The 13,613-nt window shown below is 43.1% G+C and carries 10 protein-coding genes; 8 read left to right on the top strand and 2 right to left on the bottom strand.

The genetic code is table 11. The annotated features are described in order from the left end of the window. Nucleotides 1-72: 72 nt before the first annotated feature. Complete coding sequence (locus tag INP83_RS00880; protein WP_219125948.1) at nucleotides 73-510, bottom strand: hypothetical protein; 438 nt, start codon at nucleotides 508-510, stop codon at nucleotides 73-75. Between the two features lie 251 nt (nucleotides 511-761). Between INP83_RS00880 and pgi the strand changes: the two genes are divergently transcribed. Next, nucleotides 762-2,408 (top strand): glucose-6-phosphate isomerase, encoded by a 1,647-nt coding sequence (pgi, locus tag INP83_RS00875; RefSeq protein WP_219125947.1) that lies wholly within the window; start codon nucleotides 762-764, stop codon nucleotides 2,406-2,408. Between the two features lie 224 nt (nucleotides 2,409-2,632). On the opposite strand, the gene INP83_RS00870 is transcribed toward pgi, so the two are convergent. Next, nucleotides 2,633-3,769, bottom strand: coding sequence for an outer membrane protein assembly factor (locus INP83_RS00870; RefSeq protein WP_219125946.1), 1,137 nt, complete (start codon nucleotides 3,767-3,769; stop codon nucleotides 2,633-2,635). Between the two features lie 112 nt (nucleotides 3,770-3,881). Between INP83_RS00870 and INP83_RS00865 the strand changes: the two genes are divergently transcribed. The 7 genes from INP83_RS00865 to INP83_RS00835 all read left to right on the top strand — a co-directional run bounded on the left by INP83_RS00865 (nucleotide 3,882) and on the right by INP83_RS00835 (nucleotide 13,568). Continuing rightward, nucleotides 3,882-4,862, top strand: coding sequence for a deoxyhypusine synthase family protein (locus INP83_RS00865; RefSeq protein ID WP_219125945.1), 981 nt, complete (start codon nucleotides 3,882-3,884; stop codon nucleotides 4,860-4,862). Between the two features lie 417 nt (nucleotides 4,863-5,279). Further along, nucleotides 5,280-6,551 carry a cytochrome c3 family protein gene (locus INP83_RS00860; RefSeq protein WP_219125944.1) on the top strand — a complete coding sequence of 424 codons (1,272 nt, stop codon included), beginning with the start codon at nucleotides 5,280-5,282 and terminating at the stop codon, nucleotides 6,549-6,551. A 39-nt stretch (nucleotides 6,552-6,590) separates the two neighbouring features. After that, on the top strand, nucleotides 6,591-9,689 hold the full coding sequence (locus INP83_RS00855; RefSeq protein ID WP_219125943.1) for a TAT-variant-translocated molybdopterin oxidoreductase: 3,099 nt from the start codon (nucleotides 6,591-6,593) through the stop codon (nucleotides 9,687-9,689). Between the two features lie 27 nt (nucleotides 9,690-9,716). Then, nucleotides 9,717-11,189 carry an NrfD/PsrC family molybdoenzyme membrane anchor subunit gene (gene nrfD / locus INP83_RS00850; protein ID WP_146272310.1) on the top strand — a complete coding sequence of 491 codons (1,473 nt, stop codon included), beginning with the start codon at nucleotides 9,717-9,719 and terminating at the stop codon, nucleotides 11,187-11,189. A gap of 2 nt (nucleotides 11,190-11,191) precedes the next feature. Continuing rightward, nucleotides 11,192-11,728, top strand: a complete 537-nt coding sequence (locus INP83_RS00845) for a DUF3341 domain-containing protein (protein ID WP_146272311.1) — start codon at nucleotides 11,192-11,194, stop codon at nucleotides 11,726-11,728. Next, nucleotides 11,721-12,296 (top strand): cytochrome c, encoded by a 576-nt coding sequence (locus tag INP83_RS00840; protein WP_315898397.1) that lies wholly within the window; start codon nucleotides 11,721-11,723, stop codon nucleotides 12,294-12,296. Before INP83_RS00845 ends, INP83_RS00840 begins: the two co-directional genes overlap by 8 nt. 12 nt (nucleotides 12,297-12,308) lie before the next feature. Further along, nucleotides 12,309-13,568, top strand: a complete 1,260-nt coding sequence (locus tag INP83_RS00835; RefSeq protein ID WP_219125942.1) for a quinol:cytochrome C oxidoreductase — start codon at nucleotides 12,309-12,311, stop codon at nucleotides 13,566-13,568. Nucleotides 13,569-13,613: the final 45 nt, after the last annotated feature.

The raw sequence follows: 13,613 nt of genomic DNA, 5'->3' as shown, positions 1-13,613 counted from the left end.
GGGTAAAAATAAAAAGGCTTAAATCGCAATTAGCAACTTAAGCCCTCTTAAAAACTCTTTAACTTAATTTGGTTATGCCATGCGCAATTGTTGTAACAGCGGCGCAATGTTCATGTTGCCACTAAGTTTGGTAACCATGGCACTTAAGCTAAAGTCGTTATTATTCTCTTCCAGTTTAGATTGTTTTATCATTTCCTGCATTACCGGTGGTATAAGGCTATGTGCAATTTCTGCAGCCTTGTCAGCAGTAAGGTTATAAAAATGATTAAGCTTATTGGTAAAGCGGTTAACTGCGCTATCAATAAGCGGGTTCTCATAAATACCGGGATATTGAAAATATTTCACCAGGTCTTTTAGCTTACCGCTATCCAATTGGTTTTTCAAAACTTCAATGATTGAGCTTGAGGCATCGTTCATCACAGCATCCCGGTCTTTTTCCTGAATTTCAGGATTATTAATAACAGCCGTACCGGCGTTATTTTTTACAAGCATAAAGAGTTTTTCAAACATGGCTTTGTGTGTTAATCGGAGATTTATAAAATCATTACAATTTCTTAATCTCATTAAAAATAGGTCAAAAATGCTGCCATACACAAGGGTTTGAGACAAGCAGGTGCGGAATATTTTATAAAAATGACAAACACATAGTGTGTTAACATCACACTAAGACTGCCACAATTATGTAAGCTTTAGGGCTAACTTAAAACTTTGATTAGCGGCCTTGGTTTATCTTGTTACATTTGTTTAAACTCATTTCAATTATGCTGCCTAACATTGATCTTACATCTACCAAGGCTTACAAGTACCTTACAGACCACTATATTGACATTGTGGCCAAAAGCCTGAAAGAACTTTTTGATACTGACCCGGAAAGGTTTGAAAAATTCTCACTTCAATTTGAAGACATCCTGCTTGATTACTCCAAGAACCGGGTTGACGATGAAACTATAGCTCTTTTGATACAGTTGGCAAAAGAGTGTGGCCTAAATGAGGCAATTGAAGCCATGTTTAGTGGCGAAAAAATAAATGTTACTGAAGGTAGGCCTGTTTTACACATAGCCCTGCGTAACCGCAGCAACAAACCAATTTTGGTTGACGGCAAAGACGTAATGCCCGATGTGAACCGGGTTTTGCAGCAGATGAAAGACTTTAGCGAAAAGATCATCTCCGGCACCTGGAAGGGTTATACAGGTAAAGCCATTACTGATGTGGTAAACATCGGCATCGGTGGCTCAGATCTTGGCCCGGTGATGGTCACCGAAGCCTTAAAGCCTTACAAGAACCATCTCAATTTGCATTTTGTATCAAACGTTGATGCAACACATATTGTAGAAACGCTGAAACCGCTAAACCCGGAAACAACGTTGTTCCTGATAGCTTCTAAAACATTTACTACGCAAGAGACCATGGCCAACGCACATAGTGCCCGCGACTGGTTTATTAAAGCTGGTGGTAAACAGGAGGATGTAGCGAAGCACTTTGCAGCGCTATCAACCAATAGCAAAGGCGTATCTGAATTTGGTATCGATACAGCCAATATGTTCGAGTTTTGGGATTGGGTTGGTGGTCGTTATTCACTATGGAGCGCCATCGGCTTATCAATTGTTTTAAGTATCGGCTTTGAGAACTTTGAAGAACTGCTTGCCGGCGCACACGCCATGGACGAGCACTTTAAAACCGCACCGATAGAACAAAACCTGCCGGTCATACTGGGCTTGATAGGCATCTGGCATAATAACTTCTTCGAGGCCGAAACACAAGCTATCCTTCCCTACGATCAATACCTGCACCGCTTTGCAGCGTATTTCCAGCAAGGGGATATGGAAAGCAACGGTAAACATGTAAACCGCAACGGCAACCATGTAGATTATCAAACAGGCCCTGTCATCTGGGGTGAACCCGGTACAAATGGCCAGCATGCATTTTACCAGTTGATACACCAGGGCACTAAGCTGATCCCTTGTGATTTCATCGCGCCGGCACAATCACATAACCCGCTTGGCGAACACCACCAAATGCTGCTATCTAACTTCTTCGCACAAACCGAAGCGTTAATGAACGGTAAATCGGAAGAAGTGGTGATAGATGAATTGAAGAAAGCAGGCAAGAACGAAGAGGAGATAGCCAAGATAGCGCCATTCAAAGTGTTTGAAGGTAACCGCCCAACCAACTCTATTCTAGTTAAGAAAATTACACCGCGTACCTTGGGATCATTGATCGCCATGTATGAGCACAAGATATTTACACAAGGTATTATCTGGGATATTTACAGCTTTGACCAATGGGGCGTTGAGCTTGGTAAACAGTTAGCCGGCAAGATCCTTCCCGAGTTAAAAGACGATGCCGAGGTAAGCAGCCACGATTCATCAACCAATGGCTTGATCAATCATTATAAGAGCTGGAGATAACTTAGAAGAATCAAGAGGTCAGAGTCAAGAGACAAGACTGCTTCTTCTGCGAGTAAAAAGAGAGCGTCGTGGTGTAAATCATGGCGCTCTCTTTTTACAAATCATGTCATTGCGAGGATCCCGATGCATATCGGGAGACGTGGCAATCTCATCGCGTTTATTTCAGTGAGGAGATTGCTTCTCCGCCAGCCGGCGGATCGCAATGACATGATTTATATTGATTCCTAAAATGCTTCTCCTAAACCAACATACAAGCCGCTCTGTCTGCTTTCGCCGGGGCGTTTCTCGCCAACGCCATAGTCAACGCGTACGCTTAAGCCTTTTTGTACATCAAAGAAATAGCGGAGGCCGCCACCGTAGTTGGGTTTAAGTTGATTGATATCGAAGTCCTGATGAAAAACCTCGCCGGTACCCGCGAAGCCGACGATACCGAAACGTTCGGTAAAGCGGTAACGTAATTCGGTTTGTCCGGCCAGATAGTTGCGGTCGCGGAAACGGCCGTTGTAATAACCACGCATCATTTCATCACTGCCCATAGAGGGCAAAAGGTAAAACGGAGAAGATCTGCCTGTTAAGTTTTGGCTTTGCACATTAAATCCTAATACCAACTTTTTACCCAAACTGAAAAATTGAGCTAACTCCAAATTCAGCAAACCGCCATGGTAGCCGCTGTTTGCGCCAATGCCGTTCATGTAATTGAAATAGCTGGTGAACAAAGTTCCCTTTGTAGTGTAGGTGTTGTTATTCCTGTTATCAAATATCAGCGTTGGCCCAACGTAGAGGATGTTGCCTCCGCCTTTGCCCTCAATTGTTGGATCTGTACTATAGATGCCGCCAGCATCTTTATCAGTAAAGCGATAATAATAGCCGCCACCAACAAGCCCTGCATAAATGTGATTGGTCAGCTTTTTCTCGGCTGTGAAAGTTATTCGCAAACGTTTCTGCCCAAGGCGGTCGGCATCGGCCTTTTGTGTGTTGTTACCGATGCCATAAAAATCAAACGGAAAATTGATATAATTAATAGCGCCTGTAAAATGATAGCGATTGCCGGGTGTCCAATAACTGCTGCTCAGGTTTAACCGGCTTTGGCCCTTGGTGGTAATGGTTGCGTAGGCAAATATGTTCGAAATGCGCGTGTAAGTGCTTGTTGTATCAGTATAAAAAGAATACAGGCCCGAGCCGCCTACTTCCAAGCCGGTCTCCGGGGCCGAGCTTAACACCGGCAGTAATACAAAGCTTGGCCGTTTGGTAGTATCCTTTTCAAAATACATACGCCGGATAAACTTTGGCAGCAAGTGGGTTTGCGCAAAAGCAGGGGCAAAAAGCAGAGCGAAAATTATAGTTGTGAGCTGTTTTTTCATGAAGTATAATGCCGTAAAGGTAAATGTTAAGGCATTGTTTGGGCTGATTTTAAATTTAAAATTCATGTGTGGCCAAAATAGCTACTTTTGCAAAATAATTTAGAGGAATAAAATGAGTATAGCAAAAGGCCCGATTTCTCAGTTTATCGAGAAAAACTACCTGCATTTTAACGCAGCAGCTTTGGTGGATGCAGCCAAAGGTTACGAAACCCACCTTACCGAAGGCGGAAAAATGATGGTTACACTTGCCGGCGCCATGAGCACCGCTGAGTTAGGCATTTCGCTTGCCGAAATGATACGCCAGGGAAAGATTGATATTATCTCTTGTACAGGTGCCAACCTTGAAGAAGATATCATGAACCTTGTAGCACACTCGCACTACAAGCGTGTGCCAAACTACCGTGATCTTAGTCCGCAGGATGAGTGGGACCTGTTAGAGAACCACTACAACCGCGTAACCGATACCTGTATACCAGAAGAAGAAGCTTTCCGCCGTTTGCAAAAGCATATCCATAAAATATGGAAAGATGCGGATGACGCCGGCGAGCGTTACTTCCCGCATGAGTACATGTATAAGATATTGCTAAGCGGCGAACTGGAGCAGTATTATGAAATAGATCCTAAAAACTCATGGATGCTGGCTGCTGCAGAGCGTAACCTGCCAATAGTTGTGCCGGGATGGGAAGACTCGACTATGGGTAACATTTTTGCGTCGTACGTTATTAAGAACGAGATAAAAGCAACCACCATGAAAAGCGGTATCGAATACATGGCATGGCTGGCTGACTGGTACGTAAAAAACTCAGAAGGTAAGGGCATAGGTTTCTTCCAGATAGGTGGTGGGATAGCCGGCGATTTTCCTATTTGCGTGGTGCCAATGCTTTACCAGGATATGGAGATGGAAAACATCCCATTCTGGAGCTATTTCTGCCAGATATCTGATTCAACCACCTCTTACGGCTCATACTCAGGCGCTGTTCCTAACGAGAAGATAACCTGGGGTAAACTGGATATAGATACGCCTAAATTTATTGTAGAAAGTGATGCTACTATTGTCGCGCCGCTGATCTTTGCCTGGATACTGGGGCAATAATTTAAAAATGATATAAATGCAACAAAGCCCTTAAATTTTTGAGGGCTTTGTTGTTGAATAAGTTTTAAAGTATCAGATTTTCATCCCCTGTTGTTTAAAACAAATTGGCAGGAGTTGCTATTTGTATTCGTCAAACTATCCCTTTACAGATAATAAAATAATTCCCCATTAAATAAAATGGGTGCTGACATTAAATTTTTTGATTATAAATCAACTACATAGCAAAAAACCTTTTTTAGCAAATTTTAAGGGGTTTTAAGTTCAATTTAGAACGATTATAAATTATATATTGCTGTCATTAAATTGTCAGCGATAGTGTATAAAGTTATACTTTTGTGCCTGAAAAAGTGGCTAAAACATACATCACAACTACGGTTTAACACTTAAAATAAAAATTATTTAGCATAAATACACTTTATGAGAAATATCTCATTGATTCTTAAACAGTTTACAAGGTCGGTTTTACTGGTTGCCGGTTTGGTTGCCGCGGGTTTTAATGCCCATGCGCAGGCAGATGCTGCAAAAGGTGAAGCTATATTTAAAGCCAAGTGTACGGCATGTCACAAAATAGACGTGCGTATGACCGGCCCGGCCTTAGGTCCGCAGCTTACGCAAGAAACTGACGACGCTTACTTAACCAAATGGATACAGAACAGCCAGGCACTTGTTGCAGCTAAAAATCCTAAAGCTGTTAAGATCTTCAACGAATTTAACCAGGTTCCGATGACCTCGTTTGAAGACCTTAGCGATGCTGATGTAGGTAACGTACTGACTTATGTGCGTACTACGTGGAAAACTATGCAGGCTGATACTGCTAAGAAGCCAGCCGGTGGCGAAACAACAGAAGATAAAGGCCCAAGCTCTGTTATCGTTTGGGGTTTACTTGGTGTGATTGCCATTGCATTCATCGTTATCCTTGTTTTAAATAAAGTTATCGGCACACTTGAGCGCTTGTTGCTTAATAAAGGTGGTGTTGCTTTAGTTGATGAAGATGCCGAAGAAGAAAAGGTAAAAGCAGACCGTGCAGCAATTTTCAAAAAGCTGATTAAAAACAAAAAACTGGTATTCTTTATAGTGGTTTGCGGTACTATTGCTTTAGGTAGCTGGCAGTGGGTAACACTTTGGAATACTAACGTTCACCAAGGTTATCAGCCGGTACAGCCGATTAAATACTCGCACGAGTTGCACGCAGGTGTAATGAAAATTGAGTGTCAGTATTGTCACGTAGCTGCATTTAAAGGTAAAAATGCTTCGATCCCTTCATTGAACATTTGTATGAACTGTCACAAATCGGTTAAAACCGAATCGCCAGAGATCCACAAGATCTATGACGCATTGGGTTACGATCCAAACACAGCTAAATACGATAGCACTAAAGCTAAACCTATCCAATGGGTTCGTATCCACAACCTGCCGGATCTGGCTTACTTTAACCACTCACAGCACGTTAAGGTTGGCGGTATCAAATGCCAAACTTGTCACGGTCAGGTTCAGGAGATGAAAGAGGTTTATCAATATTCTCCACTAACCATGAAATGGTGTATCCAGTGCCACAGACGTACAGAGGTTAACGGTAAAGGCAATGCTTACTACGATAGCATACTTGCTGCTCATGACAAGATCAAGAAAGGCGAGAAAGTTACTGCAGCAGTATTGGGCGGTATCGAGTGTGCTAAGTGTCACTATTAATATTTATCAAGAACGTACATTACAGTTTATATAACTTAAATGGATAGCAATAAAAAATACTGGAAAGGTTTAGAAGAACTAAACAGAACCCCAGAATTTGTTGAGAAAAATAAACACGAATTTGCTGAGCCGATTCCTATCGAGGAAGTGCTTAGCGGTGGTGGCTTATCAGCAAAAACACCTCGCCGCGATTTCTTAAAAGCTTTAGGTTTTGGTGTGGGTGCCGTTACTTTAGCAGCGTGCCAGAAAGTACCTGTACACAAATCCATCCCTTACCTGATCAAACCTGAAGAGGTTACACCAGGTGTGGCTAACTATTACACCTCTACGTTTGAAGGTAATGCCATTTTGGTTAAAACCCGCGAAGGCCGCCCTATTAAAGTAGAAGGTAACCCTAACGACCTGCTTGGTAAAGGTGGTTTAAGTGCACAGGCACAAGCATCAGTACTTGACCTGTATGACACTAACCGCATTCAGGACCCTATGTTAAATGGTTCTACCAGTGGTTGGGCACAAGTTGATGCCTTTGTAAAAAGCGAACTTGCAGCCATTGCAGCAGCAGGCAAAACCATCAGCATTGTATCGGCAACAAAATCAAGCCCGTCTACACAGGCTGTAATCGCTGAATTCATTACTAAATATCCTACTGCAAAACACGTTGTTTACGATGCAGTATCTTATACCGGTATCATCAAAGCAAACCAAAACAGCTTTGGTAAAGCCGTATTACCACACTACAATTTTGATAAGGCTGACGTTATTGTAAGCTTCGGTGCTGATTTCCTTGGTACTTGGATCTCAGGCGAAGAATTTACCCGCCAGTACGTATCAAACAGAAATGCAAAATCGCTTGAAGAGAAAAAGATGTCGCGTCACATCCAATTCGAGAGCGGTATGAGCATGACCGGTACCAACGCCGACGTGCGTGTGGCTATCAAACCTTCAGAAGAAGGCCCTGCTTTGGTAAACCTGTACAACGCTATCAGCGGTACTACTTTACCGGGCTCTAAAAAGTTAACAACTGCCAATGCCGATAAAGCTATCGCGCTTGTAGCAAAAGAACTGGCTGCTGCTAAAGGCCGTGCCCTGGTTGTTTGCGGTTCAAACGATGTTGCTACACAGGTATTGGTGAACGCTATCAACTCATTACTGGGTAGCTACGGTACTACTATCGATCTGGATAACCCATCTCGCCAGTACGCCGGTAACGATAGCGCTATTGTTGAATTTATTGCTGCTGCAAAACGCGGTGATGTAGGTGCAGCCATCTTCTTAGATGCTAATCCTGCTTATGATTACCATTCTACAGCTGCCGTTAAGGATGCATTGAAGAAAGTACGTTTAAAAGTATCTTTCTCTGACCATGCCGACGAAACCGCTACGCTTTGTAACGTAGTTGCTCCTAACCACCATTACCTGGAATCATGGGGTGATGATAGTGCTATTGAAGGTTACTACACAGTAGTTCAGCCGGCCATTAATCCGGTATATAATACCCGCCAGGCAGAAACCAGCCTTTTGGTATGGAGCGACAATGCCGCTAAAGATTACTACACCTTTGTACGTAACAACTGGAACACTACTTTATTAGCTATCGGTGGACTATCCGGCCAGCCTGGATGGGAAACCTTGTTGCAAACTGGTTTTGTTAAAGCGGCACCAAAAGCGGCAGGTACTTACAACTTCAACCTTGATCTTAACGCTGTTGCGCAAACTATACTTAGCCAAAGCGCTAAATTAGGTGAAGGCGTAAGTTTAGCAGGTAAAAAAGTTGAGCTACAAGTTTACCAGAACAACGCAATGCGCGATGGTAAACGCTCAAACAACCCTTGGTTGCAAGAGTTGCCTGATCCGGTATCTAAAGTTACCTGGGACAACTTTGTGGCCATGGCTCCATCAGACGTTAAAAAATTAGGTTTGGATGAGTTTGCCGTAGTTAAAGTAACTGCTAACGGTTATACCGTTGAGTTGCCTGTATTATCTCAACCTGGCCAGGCACCTGATACGATATCTATCGCTGTTGGTTATGGCCGTACAGCTGCAGGTAAAGTAGGTGATAACGTAGGTAAAAACGCTTTCCCTTTCTATAGCTTCTTAAACGGTACCTTCCAAACTACCGCACAAGCTACTATAGAGCCAACAGGCGATACCTTCCCGCTTTCGCAAACACAAACACACCACTCTTACGAGGGACGTACTGTAATTCGCGAAACTACTTTTGCTGAATACAAGAAAAACCCTGAGGCTGGTAAAGGCGAGGAAGAAGGCGAACATAAGAAATACGACCTTTGGGAAAATACCAATAACGACCGGATCCATGCACGCCCTGTTTATGACTGGGTAATGGCTATTGACCTTAACGCTTGTACCGGTTGTGGTGCATGTGTGGTAGCTTGTAGCGCTGAGAACAACGTACCTGTTGTGGGTAAAGAAGAAGTTGGCCGCCGCCGCGAAATGCACTGGATACGTATTGACCGTTACTACAGCTTCGCTGAGAACGGTACTGCTAAGGCAGACGAGCGTACCGGTATGGTTACCAAAGAAAAAGAAATTGCAAAACTGGAAGATTTCAGTAACGTAACTGTTGTTCACCAGCCAATGCTTTGCCAGCACTGTGACCATGCACCTTGCGAAACGGTGTGCCCGGTATTAGCAACTGTACACTCATCAGAAGGTTTAAACCAGATGGCTTACAACCGTTGTGTGGGTACACGTTACTGCGCTAACAACTGCCCATACAAAGTACGTCGCTTTAACTGGTTCAACTACTGGAACGACTCTCGCTTTGATAACTACCTGAACAACGAACACACTCAACTAGTATTGAACCCTGATGTTACTACCCGTTTCCGTGGTGTAATGGAAAAATGTTCAATGTGTGTGCAACGTATACAAGCCGGTAAACTGAAAGCTAAAATGGAAAAACGCCCTCTGCAAGATGGCGAAGTTAAAATGGCTTGTCAGCAAACCTGCTCTGCTAACGCGATCATCTTTGGTAACCGTAACGATAAAAACTCTGAAGTGTACAAAGCACTACAAAGTGAAAGAACTTACTACGTACTTGAAGAGCTTAACGTACAGCCGGGTATTGGTTACCAGGTAAAAGTTAGAAACACAGGAACTGAATCATTGGCTTAATTTTTACAACGAGATATATCATAACATATGGCTCATCATCATGAATCGATAATCAGGGAACCGTTAATGACAGGCAAGGACATGACCTATGCCCGCATCACTAACGAGATATTATTACCTGTAGAAAATAAACCAAACAAGGCCTGGTGGATCGGCTTCATCGTATCTGCCTTAGGCGCTATGTTATGGGTAGTATCCATCAGCTTAACCTTTTGGTATGGTTTGGGCGAGTGGGGCTTAAATAAAACCGTAGGCTGGGCATGGGACATCACCGGTTTCGTATGGTGGGTAGGTATCGGTCACGCCGGTACGCTTATCTCTGCGGTACTATTGGTATTCAGCCAAAACTGGCGTAACTCCATCAACCGTTCGGCAGAGGCGATGACTATCTTCGCGGTAATTTGTGCCGCTACATACATCGTAGCACACATGGGCCGCCCTTGGTTAGCGTACTTCACATTACCACTTCCAAACCAATACGGTTCACTTTGGGTAAACTGGAACTCGGCGCTGATGATGGACGTGTTCGCGATCTCAACTTACTTCTCTGTATCATTATTATTCTGGTACACAGGTTTGTTGCCGGATATCGCATCAATCCGCGACCGTGCTAAAGGTTTACGCCGCCGTATCTACTCGATCCTTTCATTCGGTTGGACAGGTTCATTAAAAACATGGCAGCGTTTTGAGACCGTGTCACTTATTCTGGCAGGTATCTCAACACCACTGGTACTTTCGGTACACACCATTGTATCATTTGACTTTGCTACATCGTTGGAACCGGGATGGCACACTACCATCTTCCCACCATACTTCGTTGCGGGTGCAATCTTCTCAGGTTTCGCCATGGTGCAAACTCTGTTATTAGTTACCCGTAAGGTGTTAGGCTTAGAGAACTACATTACCATGTTCCACATCGAATCAATGAATAAGATCATCTTATTAACAGGTTCAATTGTGGGTGTGGCTTATATCACTGAGTTCTTTATCGCATGGTACTCTGGTGTTGAATATGAGCAATACGCTTTCATCAACCGTGCAACCGGTCCATACTGGTGGGCATACTGGAGCATGATGAGCTGTAACGTAATTTCTCCGCAGCTTTTCTGGTCAAGCAAATTGCGCAGAAACATTCCATTCTCATGGGCACTTTCAATTGTGGTGAACATCGGTATGTGGTTTGAGCGTTTCGTAATTATCGTAACATCACTTCACCGCGATTACATTCCATCAAGCTGGGCTATGTTCTACCCAACCTGGGTTGACGTAGGTGTGTTCATCGGATCAATCGGTGTATTCTTCACTTTGTTCCTGTTGTTCATCCGTGTATTGCCTTCAGTAGCAATTGCAGAGGTGAAACTGTTATTGAAAACTGCAAGTGAACAAGCTAAGTTGAAACAAATTAAAGAAGGTCATTTAGAGCCGGCAGAAGTTCAGTACTACAAAGAGTCGTTAACCAAGTATGACAGCGTAGATATGGCTGACTACGAAAAAGTATAAAAATGAGCAAGACTAAAATTATATTGGGCTGTTTTGATGATCCTGATGATATGATGCAGGGTATCACCAACTTACAAAAGAATAGCATACCTATTTATGATGTTTATACCCCAATGCCGATACATGGTATTGAGGCCAAAATGGGTGTAAAAGATTCGCGCCTGGGTTATGCAGCGTTTTGCTTCGGCTGCCTTGGTTTAACGGTTATCACCAGTATTGTTTATTACACGCTGGTAGGCGACTGGCCTCAGAACATCGGTGGTAAACCAAGTTTTGCAATGCCGGATTTTATACCGTTCATGTTTGAGTGGACCATCCTTTTCACAGCTTTCGGTATGACGTTCACCTTTTTTGCGGCAACACACTTGTTCCCGGGCCGTGCCCCACGTGTTATGGACCTGCGCGCAACAGATGACCGCTTTATAATTGCTGTTGATGCAAAAGGTAACATCCCGCATGATGATATCACTAATTTGTTAAAAGACGCAGGCGCTGTAGAAGTGAAGCATAACGAAAGGAAATATGTTAGCTATGAATAAAATTAAAATATTGGGCACAACGGCTTTCGTTATTGCTGCATCGATCGTAATTACATCATGCAAAGATAAACGCAGCACCGGCTGGGAATATGCTCCCAATATGTACGAGCACAAAGCTTACGAGTACGACCAACCTAACGATAATTTTAAGAACGGCCAAACCGCACAAACCCCGCCAGCTGGTACTATACCGGTAGGTTTTAAGCGCTTTGACTATCCGAATAATAAAGATGGTTACGAGAAAGCCAGCCTTGAGGTGAAAAACCCGCTGCCGCTTACTTCAAACAATATCGAGGACGGTAAAAAGCTGTTTACAACATTTTGCTCACCTTGCCATGGTGTTAATGGCCAGGGCGATGGTACGGTAGTGCAGCATGGTTATCCGCCGCCGCCATCGTACTCTAAAGGACAATCATCACGTGGTGGTGCTATGAAAGATCTTACCGATGGTAAAATTTATCATACTATAACTTATGGTGTAAACGCAATGGGTTCATACGCATCTCAGGTTGCACCAGAAGAACGCTGGAAAATTGTGATGTATGTACACCATTTACAAACTTTATAAGATTATTAATTAATGAAGACTCATAATAATTTTGACGAACGTTTTGAATTTGCAGGCAATGCCAAAACTTTAAGTTTGGTTGGCATTGTGCTGGGTGTAATTGGCATTGCGTTCGGTTTCATCTTAGGTGGCGACCATATACAGCGTGTTTATAGTAACCTGTTACTAATGGGCTACTTCTTTGTATGTGTTTGTATCGCAGGCATTTTCTTTAGCGCTTACAACTACGTGGCGCAGGCAGGCTGGTCTGCATCATTGATACGCATACCACAGGCTTTTGCCAAAGTATTACCAATAGCAAGCGTTATCCTTATCCTGATCATCACTGCAGGTTTATTGCATACCCATACAGTGACTGAGCACGGTAAAACAGAAACAGTTCCTTACCTATACGCTCACTGGGCCGCTCACGGTATAACTACTCCCGGAAGCGAAAACTTTGATGCTATCATCTATGGTAAAAAAGGATTCTTAAATATCCCGTTTTTTTATGCGGTATTGATCGTTCTTTTGGGTATATACAGTTTCCTTGGTATTAAAATGGCTAAGTTTTCTGAAGCTGAAGATACTGAAGGCGGTATGGCTAACTATGATAAGATCTTTAAATACGCATGTATCTTCCTTACCATATTCGGCTTCACCTTCCCGATCTTTGCGTTTGGTGTTATCATGTCATTAGAGGCTCACTGGTTCTCTACTATGTTCGGTTGGTACAACTTAGCAGCTATGCACGTAAGCGGTTTGGCAGTTATCACATTGGTGATCATCTATCTTCAAAAACGCGGTAACTTTAGCTGGTTAAACGAGAACCACCTGCATGATATGGGTAAACTGATCTTCGGTTTCTCAATCTTCTGGACATACGTTTGGTTTGCACAATTCTTCCTTACCTGGTATGCTAACATGCCAGAGGAGTCTGTATACTTCTACAAACGTTGGGAGCCCGAGTATAAATGGTGGTTCTGGTTAAATATCGTAATTAACTTTGTTACGCCGGTTTTAGCATTAATGTCTCGTGATGCAAAACGTATGAGAACCCGTTTAACGTGGGTATGTATCATACTTATTGCCGGTCACTGGTTAGATTATTATCTGATGATCATGCCGGGTACTGTAGAGTCGCACAGAGGGTTCGGTGTTGAAGAGATAGGTATTTTTGCGGGATTTGCAGGTTTATTCATATTTACAGTATTAACCCAAATTGCTAAGGCGCCTTCATTGGTTCCTAAAAAGCACCCGTTCTTGCAAGAGAGCTTACATCATCACAGATAATATTGTTAAATTTGCAACCCGGATAAAGCATTTTCTAATAACCAA

Source organism: Mucilaginibacter sp. 21P, assembly GCF_019331605.1.
Taxonomy (GTDB): domain Bacteria; phylum Bacteroidota; class Bacteroidia; order Sphingobacteriales; family Sphingobacteriaceae; genus Mucilaginibacter; species Mucilaginibacter achroorhodeus.
Note: the sequence above shows the minus strand (reverse complement) of the source record. Positions and strands in the feature narration are given on the sequence as shown.